At 34.2% G+C, this 20,299-nt stretch carries 18 protein-coding genes and 1 riboswitch; of the genes, 9 read left to right on the top strand and 9 right to left on the bottom strand.

The genetic code is table 11. From position 1 onward, the window contains the following. The first annotated feature begins 126 nt into the window (after nucleotides 1-126). Nucleotides 127-1,428, top strand: a complete 1,302-nt coding sequence (locus D1606_RS10465) for a helix-turn-helix domain-containing protein (RefSeq protein WP_119415960.1) — start codon at nucleotides 127-129, stop codon at nucleotides 1,426-1,428. Nucleotides 1,429-1,509: 81 nt separating this feature from the next. Here the strand turns inward: D1606_RS10465 and D1606_RS10460 are convergent, their stop codons facing one another. From D1606_RS10460 to D1606_RS10455, 3 genes are read right to left on the bottom strand one after another with little or no spacing between them, the layout of a single operon-like run. Further along, the gene (locus D1606_RS10460; RefSeq protein WP_119415959.1) at nucleotides 1,510-3,735 is read right to left on the bottom strand and encodes a sensor histidine kinase; all 2,226 of its coding nucleotides are present in this window, start codon (nucleotides 3,733-3,735) and stop codon (nucleotides 1,510-1,512) included. Between the two features lies 1 nt (nucleotide 3,736). Beyond that, nucleotides 3,737-3,901 carry a hypothetical protein gene (locus D1606_RS18750; RefSeq protein WP_158582358.1) on the bottom strand — a complete coding sequence of 55 codons (165 nt, stop codon included), beginning with the start codon at nucleotides 3,899-3,901 and terminating at the stop codon, nucleotides 3,737-3,739. Beyond that, a complete protein-coding gene (locus D1606_RS10455; protein ID WP_119415958.1) occupies nucleotides 3,876-4,574 on the bottom strand; it encodes a response regulator transcription factor in 699 nt (232 codons plus the stop codon). The genes D1606_RS18750 and D1606_RS10455 overlap by 26 nt, the downstream gene beginning before the upstream one ends. 326 nt (nucleotides 4,575-4,900) lie before the next feature. Here D1606_RS10455 and D1606_RS10450 point away from each other — a divergent pair, with 326 nt between their 5' ends. Then, the gene (locus tag D1606_RS10450; RefSeq protein WP_119415957.1) at nucleotides 4,901-5,131 is read left to right on the top strand and encodes a MerR family transcriptional regulator; all 231 of its coding nucleotides are present in this window, start codon (nucleotides 4,901-4,903) and stop codon (nucleotides 5,129-5,131) included. Nucleotides 5,132-5,300: 169 nt separating this feature from the next. Here D1606_RS10450 and D1606_RS10445 read toward each other — a convergent pair whose 3' ends face one another. Beyond that, on the bottom strand, nucleotides 5,301-6,287 hold the full coding sequence (locus D1606_RS10445) for a homoserine dehydrogenase (RefSeq protein WP_119415956.1): 987 nt from the start codon (nucleotides 6,285-6,287) through the stop codon (nucleotides 5,301-5,303). Nucleotides 6,288-6,628: 341 nt separating this feature from the next. Then, the gene (locus D1606_RS10440) at nucleotides 6,629-7,924 is read right to left on the bottom strand and encodes an O-acetylhomoserine aminocarboxypropyltransferase/cysteine synthase family protein (RefSeq protein ID WP_119415955.1); all 1,296 of its coding nucleotides are present in this window, start codon (nucleotides 7,922-7,924) and stop codon (nucleotides 6,629-6,631) included. 135 nt (nucleotides 7,925-8,059) lie between these two features. Next, nucleotides 8,060-8,175, bottom strand: a riboswitch (SAM riboswitch). Nucleotides 8,176-8,462: 287 nt separating this feature from the next. On the opposite strand from D1606_RS10440, the gene D1606_RS10435 reads away from it, so the two are divergent. Together D1606_RS10435 and D1606_RS10430 are read left to right on the top strand one after the other, a co-directional pair. Then, complete coding sequence (locus D1606_RS10435) at nucleotides 8,463-9,935, top strand: DASS family sodium-coupled anion symporter (RefSeq protein ID WP_119415964.1); 1,473 nt, start codon at nucleotides 8,463-8,465, stop codon at nucleotides 9,933-9,935. Between the two features lie 120 nt (nucleotides 9,936-10,055). Beyond that, on the top strand, nucleotides 10,056-10,787 hold the full coding sequence (locus tag D1606_RS10430) for an NADPH-dependent oxidoreductase (RefSeq protein WP_119415954.1): 732 nt from the start codon (nucleotides 10,056-10,058) through the stop codon (nucleotides 10,785-10,787). Nucleotides 10,788-10,866: 79 nt separating this feature from the next. On the opposite strand, the gene D1606_RS10425 is transcribed toward D1606_RS10430, so the two are convergent. Then, nucleotides 10,867-12,552 (bottom strand): hypothetical protein, encoded by a 1,686-nt coding sequence (locus D1606_RS10425; RefSeq protein ID WP_119415953.1) that lies wholly within the window; start codon nucleotides 12,550-12,552, stop codon nucleotides 10,867-10,869. 130 nt (nucleotides 12,553-12,682) lie between these two features. Here D1606_RS10425 and D1606_RS10420 point away from each other — a divergent pair, with 130 nt between their 5' ends. The 5 genes from D1606_RS10420 to D1606_RS10400 all read left to right on the top strand — a co-directional run bounded on the left by D1606_RS10420 (nucleotide 12,683) and on the right by D1606_RS10400 (nucleotide 17,421). Beyond that, nucleotides 12,683-13,336 carry a lysoplasmalogenase gene (locus D1606_RS10420; RefSeq protein ID WP_233548074.1) on the top strand — a complete coding sequence of 218 codons (654 nt, stop codon included), beginning with the start codon at nucleotides 12,683-12,685 and terminating at the stop codon, nucleotides 13,334-13,336. 32 nt (nucleotides 13,337-13,368) lie between these two features. Further along, complete coding sequence (gene pepT, locus D1606_RS10415) at nucleotides 13,369-14,595, top strand: peptidase T (protein WP_119415952.1); 1,227 nt, start codon at nucleotides 13,369-13,371, stop codon at nucleotides 14,593-14,595. Between the two features lie 407 nt (nucleotides 14,596-15,002). Further along, nucleotides 15,003-15,713 (top strand): hypothetical protein, encoded by a 711-nt coding sequence (locus D1606_RS10410; RefSeq protein WP_119415951.1) that lies wholly within the window; start codon nucleotides 15,003-15,005, stop codon nucleotides 15,711-15,713. Nucleotides 15,714-15,881: 168 nt separating this feature from the next. Next, on the top strand, nucleotides 15,882-17,168 hold the full coding sequence (locus D1606_RS10405) for an Nramp family divalent metal transporter (RefSeq protein WP_119415950.1): 1,287 nt from the start codon (nucleotides 15,882-15,884) through the stop codon (nucleotides 17,166-17,168). Between the two features lie 43 nt (nucleotides 17,169-17,211). After that, nucleotides 17,212-17,421, top strand: coding sequence for a hypothetical protein (locus D1606_RS10400; RefSeq protein WP_119415949.1), 210 nt, complete (start codon nucleotides 17,212-17,214; stop codon nucleotides 17,419-17,421). A 62-nt stretch (nucleotides 17,422-17,483) separates the two neighbouring features. Here the strand turns inward: D1606_RS10400 and D1606_RS10395 are convergent, their stop codons facing one another. Genes D1606_RS10395 through D1606_RS10385 form a run of 3 tightly spaced genes read right to left on the bottom strand, consistent with a single transcriptional unit; the run spans nucleotide 17,484 to nucleotide 20,276 of the window. Next, nucleotides 17,484-18,449: a nucleoside hydrolase gene (locus D1606_RS10395; RefSeq protein WP_119415948.1), complete on the bottom strand. Its 966-nt coding sequence runs from the start codon at nucleotides 18,447-18,449 to the stop codon at nucleotides 17,484-17,486. 24 nt (nucleotides 18,450-18,473) lie between these two features. Then, the gene (locus tag D1606_RS10390) at nucleotides 18,474-19,151 is read right to left on the bottom strand and encodes a GNAT family N-acetyltransferase (RefSeq protein WP_119415947.1); all 678 of its coding nucleotides are present in this window, start codon (nucleotides 19,149-19,151) and stop codon (nucleotides 18,474-18,476) included. A 15-nt stretch (nucleotides 19,152-19,166) separates the two neighbouring features. Continuing rightward, complete coding sequence (locus tag D1606_RS10385; protein ID WP_119415946.1) at nucleotides 19,167-20,276, bottom strand: mandelate racemase/muconate lactonizing enzyme family protein; 1,110 nt, start codon at nucleotides 20,274-20,276, stop codon at nucleotides 19,167-19,169. Nucleotides 20,277-20,299: the final 23 nt, after the last annotated feature.

Here is a 20,299-nt window from a genome sequence, read left to right as displayed (position 1 = left end):
ACTCCCAGATAATTCACAAAAATGTAAATTTACTAAGTAAAATAAACCTTTCAGCCGATTACAATTAGTTTAGAATCATGAAATAATTCTAAAAAAGGACAGACGTTAAGAGGGTTAAATCTACTTATGAAAAACATTGGAAATATAATAAAAAAGGAACGCATTAAGCAAAAGATCACACAAAAGGAATTAGCCAAAGATATTTGTTCCACCTCTTACCTAAGCAAAATAGAAAGCGGTAAGCAAATTCCTCAAGATGAAGTGAAACATGCACTCATCAACCGTTTGCAAATCAACTTAGAACATTACATCGATATCGATGAGGAACAGTTTTTAAAGGAAAATTATCCATTAATAAAAAATGCAATTATGAACAATGACCAAATACAAATAAAAAAGCTACTAGATTATTTTAAATCCATGAATCTAGAATTTAGTAATATTGAAAACTTCTATACATTTAATTTGAGATTACTGCGACTGTATTTAATGATTGATGAACCTATGGAAATGGAAAATGCCGTTTCGTTACTCAATGCCTTTAAAACAATGGAAGAAAGTCTAAACGATCGGCAGAAATTTTTCTATTATGAAAACTATTCTCTATACTGCATTAATACAAAACAATATCAATCTGCATTAACATACCTTGAAAAGGCCGGATTATTAATTTCAAAAATCCAACTTTCCGTGGGAGAAAAAGCAGATTATTATTACTTTCTTAGTACTGTTTACCATAAACTTCATCGAACATTAAATGCGATTGAATATGCAGAACAAGCTCTGAAATTATTTACAGAACTAAAATATCCCCAACAAATGGTGAATTGTTATATACGAATAGGTCTATCACATATTCAAAATGGACATTATCATTACGCATTAGACATTTTCGATAACTGCTACAATATATGTGCTGAAAATAATCTAAAAAAGAACTATGGTGTTATCTATCAAAATCTAGGATATATTTATGCATTAGAAGGCGATTCAAGGGGTGCGATTTCTTATTATAGAAAAAGCTTAGCCGTCAAAAAATGTCCTCTTCGAATACTTATTACCATCCATTCCATGGTAAAGGAATATTCAAAACTTAACAGCACCACAAGTGTAGAAACGTGGTGTCATAAAGGCCTCAATCTTATCAAGGATCACAAGATTGAGAAAGAAGCACAAGAATACGTTTACCATTTTCACATTTATAAAATGCTCCATCAATTAAGTGATTTTGATGAAGCCCTTTTTGCAGAAGCAATTGATTTCTTTAATAATACTCAAAATTATAAAAATGTTCATAAATACGCCATTTTAGCTGGCTCATTATTAAGCAAACGAGAAGAATATAAAAAGGCTACTGAATATTATCAAAAAGCTACTGAAGCTATGTATGCGATGAAAAATATAAAAGCATGGGAAGATTTATCGTAAAATGAAGGGGCTTATCCATAATTGAATAGCCCCTACATTCGGTAATTTATAATAGAAAACTTAGCTACTGATAGCCCTCTTCTAACTAACTAATGGTACATTTACAACAACTTTAAACAAATCTCCGTCTACTGTAATCTCCATACTACCATGATGCAAATCTACGATTGATTGTGTGATAGCTAAACCTAAGCCTGAACCTTCAGTATGACGTGATGTATCAGCACGTTTAAAGCGCTCGTATAATTCCTCTACATTTTGATTGCCGAGTTCATATTTTGTAATGTTCTTGATGACAAATTGAGCATTTTGCTCAACTCTATCTAATGAAATATATACTCTTGTTCCTTCCATAGTATATTTCAAAGCATTAATAATGAGATTATCCAAAACTCTCCACCATTTTTGACCATCTACATAAGCCATCAATGGCTCATCAGTTATATGAACGCGAAATGTCATATCAGCTTTTTCCATATCCTCTTCTAATTCACCAAGTGCTTGTTGCAATAATTGATTTAAGTTTACTTTTTCCTTTTGTAATTCAAGATTACCAGATGCCATTTTCGATACTTCAAACAAATCTTCTATCAACGTTTTTAAGCGCTGCGATTTCTTATCTAAAATGGCAATATAACTATTACGCTCATCCTCCGTCAATTCAGGATTTTTTAACAAATCTGTATAGGTAATGATTGAGGTAAGAGGTGTTCTTAAATCATGACTAACATTTGTAATCAGTTCTGTTTTTAAACGTTCACTTTTCGCTTGCTCTGTTATAGAAGTTCGAACCCCTTCACGTAAACGATTTAAATGGCTTGCATGTTTACCAAAAGCGGATTTACCTCTAACTTTAATCTCACTATTTAGACGACCTTCAACCATTTCTTCTGTTTGCTTCATAATTTTGTTTAAATAACTTACTCTTCTTAAAAAGACAATCATAGCTGGTAAGGCAATCGTGAAGAATAATATGAGATAAAGCGGCATTAAATCAAATGCAGTCATTGCGCCAACAATTCCAACTCCCGATAAAAAAACAATTATTAATAGCGCAATCGCTTGTAAACCTATGCTCATCGATAAAAATAAATTTTTTAAATCATCTATGACATGTAGTGTAAAAGAACTTCGATATGCTTTTAATCGTTTTTCTTCTGTATTCATATCCTCGATTATTAGCAGCAATTGCATAACTACAAACCATACTAATAAATAAAAAATGATTGTACCCAATACGAATTCGATTAAGTTGGAAAGACTTCCCCCAAAAAGGGGTATATTAATAAAACGACTCAACAACCCGGATATTTCAATAATGATTACGTTTCCTGTGATAAATAAGCATAGCGCACGAACATCAATCGGCCATCTTCTTATCGTACGTAGTAAAAAATGGTTGCCGTTTTTTTCAACATGAAATGGTTTGATCCAAAACAATACGATAATCGATAGTAACCCTAAAACCCATATTATTCCTAATACTATTTGACGAAATTTAAAATTCTTATATTCCTGATACGAGCTTGAATTTAAAAACGCATTTTTATCAACATGAATTTCACCTAAATATTGATGAAAATTTCTTTGTGCAGTATTTGTAATATCATACGATATATCCGGAGAATCACTTTCTGCTGCATTCCAATTTTCATCATCAATAGAATCTTCAGTACTAATTGTTTCTGTTTTTAATATTTTCTTTTGTCCATCGTATTTTTTTATATATATAGCTGTATTCTTTAAGTTCCCAACACTAAAGGTGTCCCCTGTTGACACCTCTTTTAGTTTATAGGTGAAATAATCATATTGTTTTAAAAAATCTTGTTTCCGATTTTCTAAATCACTCACATACCTATCAATTTTCTTTTCTTTTATTTTAATAATTTTATCTCGGACATAATCATCATCTTCAAAGTTTTTTGTAATATCTTGAATCTTCTTATCCCTATCTTTGATTAATGCATTTTTTACTGAGGTAACCTTTGAATCTTTCGCTTCATCAATTTTATCTTGATATTGCTCGTTAATATTTGTAATTTGTTCACTTAAAGTGCCATTATAATTGCGATATTCCTCTATCTCTTTATCTGATACCTTAATATTACTTTTTGCCTCATCAGCATCTAAAGGATTTAATACGAGAGGGCCTAATTGGTCTGTAAAATTTTGATATTCAGATTGAAAAAATTCAGATTCAAAAAAGTTTTTCATCAAATATTGATGACCGTACTCTAATAGCGTATATACACTGATTAATATCATACAGATTAGAGAAAGTAAGACGGTATTTTGAAATTTTCTCATATTATACTCCTCCAATCACACGTGTAAGCTGCCCAAATGTTCTACTAAAGTTAAAATCGATGAAATGGAAAATAAACGTTAAACAATATAATAGACTACAAATTGCAATGACTAATGCAATAAGTGACCAAATGAGCGTACTATGCTTTTTCAATTTTGTAACCAATTCCCCATACCACCTTTAAATATCTCGGATTTTTAGGATCTACCTCGATTTTCTCTCTAATTTTACGGATATGTACCGCAACTATATTTTCAGCATTGTAAGCTGGCTCATTCCATACGCGTTCATAAATATCTGGAATAGAGAAAACCCGTCCGGCATTTGTTAACAATAATTCTGTAATGTTATATTCTATCTTCGTTAACTTGATCGGTTCACCATCTAATAAGACTTCTTTTGCATTAGTATCTAACGCCAAGCCTCCTACAATGACTTTTCCTTGCTGATCATTGTTGTAGGTTCCCAATTTAACATAACGTCGCAATTGCGACTTTACACGCGCTAAAAGTTCTAATGGATGGAAAGGCTTTGTTACATAGTCATCTGCTCCAACTGATAGTCCATGGATTTTGTCTGTATCTTCAACCTTGGCACTAAGCATAATGATTGGAATATTACGTTCTTCTCGTATCTTAAATGTTGTTTGAATTCCATCAAGTTTCGGCATCATAATATCTAAAATGATTAAATGTACTTCATGCTCCATTAATAATTCAAGTGCTTCTAAACCATTTGCTGCCTTTAATACGTTGTATCCGTCATTTTTCAAATAGATTTCAATACCATCCCGTATATCTTGGTCATCATCTGTTACTAAAATTGTATAAGGCTTCAAATTTAACACCTCATTCCGTTGTTTTTCTTTATAAAATTTATTTTACAAACTAAATCTTAAAAAGTAGTCATCATAAAAATGAAGAAATTCTTAAGATTTTATCTTCTGTTAAAAATGTTTGCATAGTACCTACTTTCAGAAAGGATTACAGCTGATTAGACAAATATGTATAGTACAAACTGAAACTGTACACTTGTAGTCCCTTTTCCTAAAATTAAATTTTAAATTTTTCCATAATTATTCTACCTTCTCCAATTTATCATATATTCAGAAAGTTGAGGTTACTATTTTCTTCTATTATAATAAGGCCAAGGGGGCCTAACATTATGTACAAAACGGTTGCAGAAACAGCAAAGGATATCTCTATGCCTGAATATCAAGTAATGCGTTATGTGTTGGAAGGCCGCATTCGTTCTGTTCATGATGGTGAACAGTTTTTAATCAGTAGTGATCAATTTGATCGTTACTTCGAGCAGCTTCAACAGATTAAGGAAGAAATTGAGATATGGAAAAATACGCCGATTCCTGAAGATATTGATATTAAAGACGAAGACTAATTTAATATAGGATTGGTTTAAATGACCTTTAAAATGAAAAGCCACGAAAATTTTACTGATTGTAAAATTTCCGTGGCTTTGTTATTACTTAACCTCGTAGCCGTTATTCGCTATTCCCCACAATATATGTAGATTAGATTTATGAATAATGATACAACGAGTTAATAACTTAAATTGTAACTGTTGCTGGTGATTTCACTAACATGTCTGCATAATCTTCCACCATTACACTCGCTGTAGGGAACATACCTGCACCTGGACCTACAAGTGTAAGTGTACCAATATAGTTTGTATCAAACGCAACTGCATTATTAACACCTTCAATATTATATAACGGATGTTCTGGTCCTACTAATTGAAGTCCTACTGTTGCAATAATTTCACCAGTTGTCTCATCACGACGAACATCTCCAACATGTCTGTAACGCAAACCTTTTTCTTTTGCTTCCTCAACTTGTTCAGCTGTTATTTCCGTAATACCTACAATATCTACATCATCCCAATTAGGTTGTTCACCAAATGCTAATGCACTTAAAATCATAAGTTTGCGGAATGGATCTTGACCCGAGATATCATTATATGGGTCAGCTTCTGCATAGCCTAAACGTTGTGCATCTTGTAACGCTTCATCGAATGGTAATCCTTCACTGCGCATTTGAGTAAGGATATAGTTTGAAGTGCCGTTTAAAATCCCTTGAATATGACTTACTTCGTTCACCCGAAGGATATTTTGCATTGTCTTAATAACTGGTACTCCACCAGCTACAGTCGCTTCATAACCAACTTGAACGCCGTATTTTTTCGCTTTCTCTTGTAAAGCTAAACCGAATTTAGAAAACATTACTTTGTTCGCAGTAATAATATTGCATCCTTTTTCAATCGCCTTTGATAAATATCTATAAGCTGGCTCTTCTCCAACAATTGCCTCAAAAACCACTTCTAAATCTGGAATTGCTAAGATATCCTCAAATTTATCTGTTAATAATTCTTTTGGAGCATGTGAACGCGGCTTATTCACATTACTTACAAGAATTTTAACAATCTCAATATCTACTCCTAAAGTATCTTTGAATTGCTTTCGTTTTTCATTTACTATACGAAAAATACCTTGACCAACTGTACCGAAACCAAGAATCGCTACCTTCACTGTTGTCATATCATTCGCCTCCAAATTTCTCTTCTTTATATTGTGAAATACATATGTTCACTTCATACGCATTCAATTTGTGATTTATCTATCATTAACATGTGACCTATACATGTAAAGAAATCTTTAAATACTGAACTTAAAGTTGATTTTAGCTCACATACGGACAGATTACAAGAAAAATCTTTCTGAGAAGGACAATTGTTTTTTCTGAGAGGTCATGAAAACCGCTTACATCATTGATTTTATCGAATTTTTAGATTATTTTTAAAAAGCCAATTTATATAAGAGAAAAAGAGTGAACGTGTTTAACGCATCACTCTTTAAACTTTTGCTTCCCGAATCCAGTTTTATTTTGCCTCTTCAGGTTTACCGACTTTCGCAAATGCGGCCTCTAGTGCTTCTATTATATCTTCCGCAGCTTCTAAACCAATTGACAGACGAACTAATTCTTCCGGAACACCAGATTTTTTCAATTCTTCTGGACTTAATTGTTGGTGTGTTGTAGAAGCAGGATGAATGATTAGAGAACGAGCATCCCCAACATTCGCCACGTGGCAGAATAATTCAATGTTATCAATAAGCTGACGACCAGCACTTCGTCCACCTTTAATACCAAAAGTAAGGACAGATCCAAAACCATTTTTCAAGTATTTTTTAGCATTTGCAGCAAATTCGCTATCATCAAATCCATTGTAATGCACCCATTCTACTTGGTCATTTTGACGAAGATATTCTGCCACTTTTCTTGCATTTTCATTATGATATGGAACTCTTAAATGTAAAGTTTCTAATCCTTGGAGTAAATTAAACGCAGCGTCAGGGCTAAGTGTTGGTCCAAAATCTCGTAATAATTGAACGCGTAAACGAGTTGCAAATGCTGCATTTGCTGTATCAACACCGTAACGTAAACCATGATAAGATTCATCTGGCTCTGTATAATCAGGGAATTTACCACGTGTCCAATCAAATTTACCGGCATCTACTACTACCCCAGCAATAGTTGTACCATGACCGCCTATCCATTTTGTTGCAGAGTGAACAACAACATCTGCACCAAATTCAATTGGATTGCAACCTACAGGTGAAGCAAATGTATTATCAATGATTAATGGAATTTCATGTTTGTGTGCAATTTTTGCTAATGCTTCAATATCTACGATTGAAAGACTTGGGTTTCCAATGGTTTCAGCATAGATAGCTTTTGTATTATCTTGAATAGCTGCTTCAAACTCATCATTATTTTTTTCGTTGACAAATGTTGTTGTAATACCATAACGAGGTAACGTGTTCGCAAATAGATTATAAGTTCCTCCATAAATACTAGATGCGGATACAATATGATCACCTGCACGTGCGATGTTCAATATTGAAAATGCGATAGCTGCCATCCCTGAAGATAAAGCAACTGCTGCTGTACCTCCCTCAAGTAATGCAATTCGTTTTTCAAATACATCTACAGTAGGGTTCATAATACGAGAATAGATATTGCCTGGTTCTTCTAATGCAAATAATTTACGTGCATGTTCAGAATCTTTGAATTTATATGCAGTTGTTCGGTATACAGGTACTGCAATAGCTCCTGTTGTTGGATCTGGTGTTTGACCACCATGAACTGCTAAAGTCTCTTTACGTAATTCTGTCATTTTAAATTCCTCCTAAAAATTTTTTAGATGGAAAACGGAGGTGTGTTAAAGGGTTTTTATAAAGTCATTATTCCAATGCTTATAAAAAATAAAAACCCTTCTTCACGTAAGAAGAGGGTTGATTAGCATTTCCTCCCCTTATCTTTCAGACTCGCTTAGAATCTGTAGGAATTAGCACCGTAGCAAGTATTCATAAACTTACTGGTTGCTGGGCATCGCAGGGCCTATCCCTCCGCCGCTCTTGATAAAGGTTATTTTTTTATTCCATCTTGTTGAGGTAAGTATAGAAGATAAATAGAATAAAAGTCAACAACTTTCTGAATAATTAATCATTTTGAAAGGGATTTATTTCTTGTATTATATTTTTTGTAAGAATCACTAGTACAATATTTTCCTATCTTTTTAATCTTACTTCATAAGATAAACGTGTACTTTACAAATAAAGTATTTCATAAATTTTCCTTTTTTCGACATATATATGCACATTATATCAATAAGCACAGCCTTATAATGGAGATAAAGGAAAGGAATGATAATTATGGAGGAAGTTAAAAAGAAAAAGAATTTAAAACCTCTATGGATAGGACTTGCTTTTGCTGTATTAATAATCATGACATTTTGGCCAAACAGCGGAAATTTACCCGTAGCTGGTCAAAGGAGTTTAGCAATTCTTGGATTTGCCGTTATTTTATGGGTTACAGAAGCTGTTTCTTATCCAGTAAGTGCAGCCATGATTATAGCAATTACTGGAATATCAATCGGATTAGCACCCACTCTTGAAGATCCTTCACTAGAGTATGGTACAGCTAATGCTTTGAAAATGGCTTTAGGTGGTTTTAGCAATTCTGCCGTCGCATTAGTGGCTGCTGCTCTTTTCTTAGCTGCTGCCATGCAAGCAACAAATTTACATAAGCGACTTGCCTTATGGATTTTATCCCTGGTCGGTACAAAAACTAAAAATATCGTATTTGGAGCAATCATCGTTTCGATTATATTAGCATTTTTCGTACCAAGTGCCACAGCTCGGGCAGGAGCAGTTGTGCCCATCTTACTAGGTATGGTCGCTGCATTCGGCCTACCAAAAGATAGTAAACTAGCTGCATTATTAGTCATAACTTCTGTACAAGCTGTATCTATTTGGAATGTTGGCATTAAGACAGCTGCTGCGCAAAATATGGTCGCATTGAGTTTTATCAATAAAGAATTTAATACGGATATTTCCTGGAGCCAATGGTTTATATACGCAGCACCATTCTCAATTATTATGTCCATCGTGCTATTCTTTGTAATGATTAATCTGATTAAACCTGAAACTCAAAAAATTGAAGGCGGCAAAGAATTGATTGAATCCCAGTTAAAAGAACTAGGACCTGTCAAATCCGCTGAAATTCGTCTAATTATTATTTCTTTAATTTTATTATTCTTCTGGGCTACTGAAGGAAAGCTACACCCATTTGATACGACAACTGTTACAATTATTGCTATCGCAGTATTATTAGCCCCCAAAATTGGTGTCTTTGATTGGAAACAAGTAGAAGGTCTTATTCCATGGGGTACTATTATTGTATTTGCAGTAGGTATCTCACTCGGTACAATATTACTTGATACACAAGGTGCTCAATGGCTTTCTACTAAAGTATTCGGTTCACTCGGCTTAGAACATATGCCAATTTTAGCAACAATTGCTTTAGTGTCATTATTTAATATTCTAATTCACCTTGGTTTCGCAAGTGCAACCAGTCTATCTTCAGCATTAATTCCAATTTTTATTGCACTAACAACAACTATTGATTTTAATATTAATAATGTAGGATTTGTAATCATCCAACAGTTTGTTATTAGTTTTGGCTTCTTACTACCTGTAAGTGCACCTCAAAATATGCTTGCTTACGGTACCGGAGCCTTTACTGTCAAAGATTTCTTAAAATCAGGTATCCCAATTACTATTGCAGGGTATTTGCTCATTTTAATATTTAGTGCAACCTACTGGAAATGGATTGGTTTGCTTTAAAACTTACAATTAGTGAAATGGCGAAGAGTATTAAAACCTCTTCGCCATTTGTTTCAGTAGTAACTTTCTATAAAATCCCGTATAGTGAAAATGATACCTACTATAAAGGAGTGACATTTAGTGGTCAAAGATCTATTACGTAGTCATACATCTGTAAGAAAATATACTGGTGAAAAAATCCCTAAAGAAGTCGTGTATGATTTAATCGAAACTGCTCAAATGGCAGCAACTTCACACTTTATCCAAGCTTATAGTGTTATCTGGGTAACGGATGAAGATAAACAACAAAAACTTGGCGAACTATCAAACAATGCGTTTCAATTCCAAACAGCTGGCGCAGCTTTTCTATTTTGCGTAGATTTCAAACGTTTACAAATTGCTGGTAAAAAGCAAGGTGTTGAAATTGTAGCGGATTCGGCTGAAAATGTCCTTGCCGGTGTAGCAGATGTATCCTTATTTGCGCAAAACTTCGTTATTGCAGCAGAGGCAGAAGGTTATGGAATTTGCTATATTGGTGGGGCGCGAAATCAACCAGAAGCAATTAGCGAATTATTTAATTTACCAGACTATGTCTTCCCGTTATTTGCTATGACAATTGGTAAACCTACGAAACGTAACGAAACAAAACCACGTTTACCTTTAAATGCTATACTGCATGAAAATAATTATGATGTAGAAAAGTATGATCAACTATTAGATGAATATGACGCAACATTAGAAACATATTATGCAAGTCGTTCTTCTAACAAGAAGATGGCTAATTGGACAAAACAAATGGCTGATTTTCTTATCGAACAACGCCGTCCTTTTATCAAAGACTTCTTAGCTAAAAAAGGTTTTACTTGGAAATAGTATTCTTTTAAGAAAAAAAGGCCAATGGTAAGTATCCTTCCATTGGCCCTTTTTGACAACAAATTGTATCCTTGTAAATCTACTCTTCTATACCTTGAATCGTCATTTCTTTAACTGGTAAGAAAACATCTGTTGAATTTACATATTTTACTTCCACTTGGTCGCCCTCTTTTAAATATACTGCAAGAGGTGCTAATTCGGAGCTGACAATATAATTTTCTTTGTTATCTAATAAGAAAGAAATTGTCGTATAATCACCGTTTTTCTCTTTATAAACTCGGATTACTTTTCCTTTAGCTATTTTTTCTTCACTTGAAGAACTACTATTTAAAGAACTACTTCCCGAGCGATTAATCACTGTTTTATATTGTCTCAGCGCTTCGTTCGGTGTAGCTGCTGATACTGAAAGTTCTGGGTTTGCTGCTGATACAATGGAATAATTTTGTAAGAATCCATTGGAATCAAGTACTGGAACTAGCCAACTTGCTTCACCATAGAAATTGTAGATAATTGGCATAGAAGCTTGCCATTTTTTCTCGATGAATTTTTTCTCAATAATTTGAATTGCCCCTTGCGAATCCATATAGGCTTCATCTTTGTTACCTGAATAGTATGTTGCTTGACCTGTACGTGCATTTGTCAAAGAGTAGCCGAGCATTGAGTCCACGCCTTCTTTAGGACTAGTGAAATCTGTAAAGTAATACATGGTTCCATTTTCATCAAATACTGGACTAACATTAGCTTCAGTTCCTTCATCTGATGGGAGTTTTACATCCTTTTTACCAAATAAGCTATTCCAGTAACCATGCACATATTTACCAAAATACTCATTTTGTCTACTTACAGCTTCTGGAGAAATCGCACCGTCGATAAATTCAGGGACATCCTTTAATGCATAGGTTTGAGACTTGCCCGTTTTAGCATCAATCATCACAATTCCTTTAGGATCAAAACCATTACGACCTGATATAAACTCACCATAAGTACGGATATAAAATGGTTTACCATCGTCATTAACTTCTAATTGTGCGTCACCATAGAAGATTTCTTTAGTATTAGCTAAGCGCATATGACGTTCCACATTGTTATTTAAGTAAGCAGAAGTTGTGTAAACCATTGGAGATTTTACAAACTTAGGATTATCCGATGAGTTTGTTGCACTCATTGTTAAATATCCTGGAGATTCTTTTCCTTTCATCCATTTAAAGAAATCAGAGAATTCCACTGGAGCAATATAAACATATTCACCATTTACTTTTTGAATCTGCAGGTTACCTAGTTCATAGTAACTTGTATTTGGTACTTGGCTAAAGGCTTTTTTCATTTTGTTTCGTGCAAACTTTGGTGGAACACTTGCAGGTGTTTTTGTGTCATCGAATGCTTCAATCTCTACCTTTTTTGTCATCTCAGCAGATTGATATTTTTGGTTTGCATTGAAAAAAGGTGCTGAAATTAGGTATACAACAAATAGTAAGCTTGCAAAAGCAATAATCCCTTTTATTTTTCTTTCAAGCTGGTTTGATAATAATGCACCTATCAATGAAATAATAAATAGTACTGGCCATAAAATTGTCCAGTTTTGATCGATTTTTGTAACATAAAAAACAATTACTGTGATGATGAAGGCTAAAATAAAAATCGCAATTCCAAATTGCATCTTAAACTTTGTCTTAAACTCACCATCAGCAGTTCTACTAGTTATTGGCATGATTAGCACTGCTGCTATTACAGCAATAATGGCAGACATAAGTAAAGTAGTAGTCATAGTTATTCATCCTTTCTCATATTAAAATACGAATGACTTCATAGAAAGTTTCTTAGAAATTTCTTTGGAATTTTGTTTCGAATTATTTGAGGTATCAATATATAGAAAATCACGTAAAGGAGGTGGATTCATGACAAGGTTAAATCTTATTATACTTGTTATCTTCTTTTCTCTTATTTATATTTTCTTAATACCTGATGAACCATTCTTGTTGAAAATTACATTCAAAATCATACCGATGATCTTGATGATACTTTTCGTCTTTTTGAAGCGTAATTCGAACAACCCAGCATTTTCAAAGTGGCTTCTTTTTGGATTAATCTTTTGTATGCTTGGCGATGCCACATTACACTGGTTTTTACTGGGCCTATCCTGCTTTTTAGTCGGTCATATCTGCTACATTGTCGCATTTTTCAAGGTGAAAAAGAAAGCAATAAATGTATATATTGCTATTTTTTTATTGGCTTACGGTTTGATGATGGTAGCATGGATTGCGGGTAATTTATTTAAATCAGGGAATTATATACTTAGCGTAGCAGTTTGCTTCTATATTGCAGTCATTTTAACAATGGGCTGGTCCGCTATACAATCTTACTCACCATTACTTATAATTGGTGCTCTTTCCTTTATTTTCTCTGACTCTATATTAGCTATCAATAAGTTTATAACTGATATTCCTATGTCCCATGTCCTTATTATGACAAGTTACTATGGAGCCCAACTTTTATTCACTTTAAGCTTACTAAATTATTCCGTAGTCCGAAAGAAAGTGTTAGAATTATGACAATGCTTCAAATATAAGGAGGATTCAAACTAATGAAAGAAACAGTGATTGAACGATTAGTTCGCTATACAAAAATTGATACACAATCTAACGAAGATAGCCAAACGACACCTTCTACTGAAAAACAATGGGATTTACTCCATTTGTTAGAAAATGAATTAAAAGAAATTGGTATGCAGGAAATTTCTGTAGATGAAAATGGTTACTTATTTGCAACATTACCTTCAAATTCTGATAAAGAAATTCCAACAATCGGTTTCTTAGCTCATGTCGATACAGCGACCGACTATACAGGTACAAACGTTAATCCACAACGTCATGACAATTATGATGGTGGAGATATTCAACTAAATTCAGAAGTTGTATTATCACCTAAAAACTCACCTGAATTAGTAAACTATATTGGTCAAACATTGATCACTACAGATGGCACTACTTTACTTGGGGCTGATGATAAAGCAGGTATCGTAGAAATTATGACTGCAATGGAATACTTGATACAACATCCTGAAGTAAAACATGGTACCATTCGTGTAGGATTTACACCTGACGAAGAAATCGGACGCGGTCCTCATAAATTTGATGTAGAACGTTATAATGCAGATTATGCATATACAATGGATGGTGGCCCACTTGGAGAGCTTCAATATGAAAGCTTTAATGCCGCTGCTGCTAAAGTAACTACACGTGGTACAAATGTACATCCTGGTTCAGCAAAAGGGAAAATGGTCAATTCTATTACAATGGCTATCAAATTCCAAGAAATGATGCCAAAAGATACAATACCTGAAGCAACTGAAGATCATGAAGGTTTCATACATCTTATGAACTTCAATGGTACAGTTGAAAATACAACTCTTTCTTATATTATTCGTGATCATGACCGTGAAGCTTTCGAAGAAAAGAAAGCATTGATGAAAGAAGCCGAAAAAGCAGTCAAAGCTGAATACGGCGAAGATGCCATTACAGTAGATATCCACGATCAATACTATAATATGGCCGAAAAAATTCTACCTGTGAAAGAAATTGTTGACATAGCACAAAAGGCGATGGAAAATCTAGATATCAAACCTTTAATTTTACCTATTCGTGGTGGTACTGATGGATCTCAACTTTCATATATGGGACTACCAACTCCTAATATCTTCGCTGGTGGCGAAAATATGCATGGTAAATACGAATATGTTTCAGCTGAAACAATGGTGAAAGCAACTGAAGTCATTATAGAAATTGTTCAATTGTTTGAACAACAAGCTTAATTGCTGAATTCATAAGCTGATGATATTTAAAGAAAAGAAGAAACGACCATTCGGAAAACTACTCGAATCGTTGTTTCTTCTTTTCTTTTTAAAAATTATTTTCAAAAAGGATTAGATATCATATCAAGAAGGGATTTTGACAAAAGAAAAACGATAAGATGGATGAAATCTTATCGCCACAGTCTTGATACAAATTTCTAAACTTTTGAGGGGGGTTTAGAAATATGATGAATAGCTAATTTTTGGAGAAAAGTAGCTATACTTACCCTGCTCTACTTGCATTTGAAGAGGAGGTTTATTTTCTTTATATGACAATGATAATCATTATCATTTTTATTGTCAATACTTTTGAATATATTTTTAGAAAATTCCATAACTAATGTATAGTATGAATATGAGGTGATTTTATGGGTTCTTTATCAAAAGATCAATTACAAAAATTAAAGTCTTATAGTATTTATGTAGATGATTCAGTTCATACTATTTTTAACTTACAGCAGCTTCATAATGATGATTTTTTATGTGATTTTATAACACTGATTAAAGTAATTAGTAAAGTGGAGTCAGATGTAATTGCACTCTCCTATTTTACTCGTCGCTATGGAATGTTTATTTCAATGCAATTTTACATGTTAACAATGTATGACGAATTTTGGGATGGTGCTTTAAGTGATTTGAAATTCGGCATTAAAGAAGAATTTGGAAATAAGGCATTATGTACATTTACGAAATCATCAGATTGGCATTGGGTTGAAGAGGAAAACCGAGAATCTGCATTCAAAAAAATTTTAAAACAACAATGTTATGAAGTTTTTGTTCAACTTCGTAAAATAACTTCTGTATCCCCTAAAATGCTATGGGAAAATGTATTTGGTTATATGTTATGGCATTACCATGTTCTACTTTCAAATCCTGGGACTTATGAACAAGCTCAATTAGATATTGCATTGTTAGAAGATGATTCTCTATGGTCCCCTTTTGCTAAGTACTCTTACTTTAAAGAGTATACTGGGAAAGAACATCCTTCAAAATTGATCAATATTCCTGTACGAAAAACTTGTTGCTTTTCTAAGGATATTCCCGGTTGGATGCAATGTGGCTTTTGTCCATTAAAATAAAATTCCGATGTTCTCATCACCCAAAATATTATTAACTTAATAGTAAATCTAAAAATAATCCTAAATCCCCTTTACTTTTAAACTTAATAGCAGTACAATGTACACACAAAAACTTTCCTGAAGGAAACTTTATTTCTGGTATAACACTTTTGGGAATGGGGGAAAAACATGCTAAATAGTTTTCAAAAAGAAAAAAATAAAAACCATAATCAAATAACGGCTGAAAATGTTTTAAACGGTAAAGTACATGGTATTAAAAGTATACTTCCTTTCTTAGGTCCAGCATTTATAGCTGCTGTTGCTTATATAGACCCAGGAAACTTCGCAACGAATATTACAGCAGGTTCACAATATGGCTATTTACTATTATGGGTTATTGCTTTTTCAAACTTAATGGCTGTGCTTATCCAATCACTTTCTGCGAAATTAGGCATAGCAACGGGGAAAAATTTACCCGAAGTAGCGCGTGAAAACTTTTCTAAGAAAACGTCCATTCTATTATGGATTCAAGCTGAGTTAGTTATCATGGCAACAGATTTAGCAGAATTTATAGGCGCTGCACTTGGTATGTATTTATTGTTTGATATTCCAATGCTTCCTGCAGCGTTAATCACCGCTGTTGGATCGTTTGCTATCTTAGAACTTCAACGACGAGGTGTACGTGCATTTGAAGCTGGTATTTCGGCAATGGTAATGATGGTCGTGTTAGCCTTCGCATTCCAAACATTCCTTGCTCATCCTGATGCCGGAGCAATTGCTGCAGGATTTATCCCTAAATTTGAGGGTGTCAATTCGATCCTTTTAGCAACAGGTATTTTAGGTGCAACAGTTATGCCACACGCTATATATTTACATTCATCATTAACTCAACATCGCATAATAGGGCATAACGATGAAGAAAAACGGAAAATTTTCAAATTTGAATTTATCGATATCATAATTGCTATGGTAATTGCAGGGGCTATTAATATGAGTATGTTAATCATCGCAGCTGCTGTATTCCACTCAAAAGGGATGAATGTTGAAGATCTTGATGTAGCATTCAATGCACTTAGTGATATGATTAGTCCGATAGCTGCAGTCTCATTCGGGCTAGGATTACTAATTGCGGGGCTAGCAAGTTCATCGGTTGGTACATTATCCGGTGATGTTGTCATGCAAGGCTTTATAAACAAACATATTCCGATTTATTTGAGACGTGCCATTACCATGATTCCACCTATTTTAATCATCGCCTTTGGAGCTAACCCGACAAAAGCATTGGTATGGAGTCAAGTCATATTATCATTTGGGATTGCTTTTGCATTGATACCTCTTATTATGTTCACAAGTAATAAAAATATAATGGGCGGATTGGTCAACCACAAACTAACAACGATTTTAGGATGGATTGTAGCGGGGATTGTAGTAGCCTTAAACATCTATCTTCTCTATCAAACAGCTTTTGGCGCATAATATCCTTTGTATCGCTCACACTAACTTAAAGGAGAGTGATACCATGAAAAAAGATTCTTTGCCAAATGATAAAAAGAAATTCATCGATCTTCCTTACGAAGACAGACCGGATATGTTGGATTCTGAGTATATTAGTATTTATGATTTACACGAAGATGAGCAAACAGTTGATTCGTATCCACTAGAAGCTCAAAGAAAAGATTTAGAAAAAGAAAGTTTTGATGACAAATATAATGGAAAATGGACATCATAACAACAAAAGGGGCTCATCCAGCTAAATGGAGAGTCCCTTTTGTCTTAGTACTTAACATTAAACTATTCCTCTAAAAGCTGTTGTCCAATCGTCGTACATGCATCAAAAAACAGCTTGATATAACCTTCACGATTTACGCTATGTAACACTTTAGCATTTGGCTTCTTCCCTGTTTTATGTGTATAGTCAACTATTGTAGTCCCAGTAGTATAACGTCCTTCTAATTCAATTTCCACATAATAGTTGTCACCTTTAAATAACTCAGGTGCAACGATGGCAGCTACCGCACATACATCATGTACACGAATTTGTTCTTCAAAATGTGGTGCATAGAACGGTGTTTGTGATTGCGTAAATGTATAGAACTTCATCATGTCTGCTGCTTTTTCAGCAAATGGAGTACCTAATGTTCGAAGTTTAGCCATCTCTTTACGTGTAATATAGGCTTTATGTGTAACATCCAAACCACTCATCACAATAGGGACACCTGAGCGAAATACTATCTCTGCCGCATGTGGGTCTACATAGGCATTAAACTCTGCAGTTGTAGACATATTCCCCCCAACTGCTGCCCCTCCCATCCAAGAAATCACTTTAATCTTTGGTTTTACTTCAGGATGAGCAAGTAATAATGCACCTATGTTCGTTAAAGGCCCTGTAGCAATAATCGTAACGAGTTCATCACTAGCCATCAGTGTCTCATATATAGCCATAATGGCTGGACGCTTACTTTCTTTTAAAGTTGGTTCCGCCCATTTGACGTTACCTAAACCGCCTTCGCCATGCACATCTTCTGCTACTTCTAAAGTGCGGAAAATAGGATGGGCTAAACCACGTGCTACCTCAACATTTTGATTAATATAAGTTAAAAAGCTTAACGCATTATAGGTTGTCTTATCAGTAGATAAGTTTCCTGCTTCTGTTGTGACAAGTTTAATATCAAGTTCCGGACGTGAAAATGCTAATGCCAGCATCATTGCATCGTCAATGCCAGGGTCACAATCAATAATTACAGGTGTTTTGTTCAAAATTCTTCACCCCTTAATAAGGATTTACTTTTTATATGTTACATACCATTGATCTTTCATCTGAAACATATCTGTTCCCAAAAAGCCTTCTTTTAATAATTGTTGTTGTCCGGTAGTATCAGACATTAATAAAGCCCGTGATTCAGAAAAAGTTGGAGTTTCACCATTCAACTTTTTATAAAATATATAACGCAATTTGTCGCCATATTTTACTTTTAAACCTGCTATCATTAAACCTTGGGAAAATTTATCTTTTAAACTTGGGATATTCAATGGCTTTACTGTTGCACAAATATAATCGAATCGACTTAAATCTACTTGTTCCATAATGATTTGAGCCATCCTTTTTTGCAATCCATAACCACGATAACGTGGAGAAACATTTGAAATCTCTTGATAAAGTACTCTTGTAAGTTCTTCTTCTGGTATACTACAATCTCTACCTAAATGCTCTTCGTCAATCATTGGTTCAAGTAAAGCACGGAATGCAATTAGTTCGTCTTCTACATAAACACCAATCATTAAACCATGGTCGCTTAATATAAACTTAAATTCCTCTTCACTTAATGGTTGTAATGTATTCTTATCAGGTAATGCACCGATTACCTCCTCTTGTAACTTTGCAAGTTCGGATAAATTCTTTTCACTTAATATTTGAACGTAATAAGGTGTTTCACCAAGAAAACCATTTGCAATAGTCATAACTATAATTTCCTCCTAACGAACAATACATGATTTATGGCAAAGTTCTTGTATGATATCTTCATCTACATCTACTCCTAAGCCTGGTCGTTCGTTTAGGCAGATAAAAGGCACATCATAGTGTAGATTTCCAACATCTTTTGAGAATTTAAGAGGTCCAGTAAGTTCGACGCTTTTCATAATTTTTTTTGAAAAGGCTACATGAAAACCAGCTGCTGAACCAATAGAAGATTCCACCATAGACCCTACCTGGCATTCAATTCCTGCCATTTCGGCCATATTAGCTAATTTCATAGCAGGATAAATTCCACCACACTTCATGAGTTTTATATTCACTTTATCTGCTGCACGTTTTGCAATAATTTCACGCATTTCTTTTGTACCATGCAATCCTTCATCAATCATCAATGTCACATCAGTTTTTGATTTGACTTCAACCATTGCATCGATATCATCTGCATCTACTGGTTGCTCTAACCAATCTAGATTAACGTCGCGTAATGCGCGTAACCCTTTTAATGTTGTTGCTGCATTATGCCAACCTTGGTTAACATCTACACGAATGTCGATAGCATCCCCTACTTTTTCACGTACTGCTTGGATACGTTCTACATCCTTCATCACTTCTGTTCCGACCTTCATCTTAAATGAACGGTACCCCATTTCCACTCTTTCAGCTGCTTCGTTAGCCATTTTTTCAGGGGTTCCAATACTTAATACATGTGTAATAGGGAATTTTTCGTGATAACGACCACCAATGAGTTGGTAAACAGGAACATTTAATTTTTTACCTGCAATATCAAAACAAGCAATATCTATTGCTGCTTTTGCAGCAGGTACTTGATAAACCGTTTTATCCATTAACTCATGAATCTTTTCAAAGCTACAAGGATCTTGTCCAATTACGACTGGTGCAAGTTGATGTTTTAGAACCATATAAGTACTTTCCCATGTCTCGCCAGTTACATGTTCGTCAGGAACAGCTTCTCCATAACCAACGATTCCCTCATCTGTTGTCATTTTGACGATAATAGAAGGCATCGTATCGTATGTGTCATAGCTAATTATAAAAGGTTCGATTAATGGTAATTCAATAGCATAGATTTCTACCGATGATATTTTCATCTTTTTTCACTCTTTTCTTTACA

This window comes from Rummeliibacillus sp. POC4 (assembly GCF_003576525.1).
Taxonomy (GTDB): domain Bacteria; phylum Bacillota; class Bacilli; order Bacillales_A; family Planococcaceae; genus Rummeliibacillus.
Note: the sequence above shows the minus strand (reverse complement) of the source record. Positions and strands in the feature narration are given on the sequence as shown.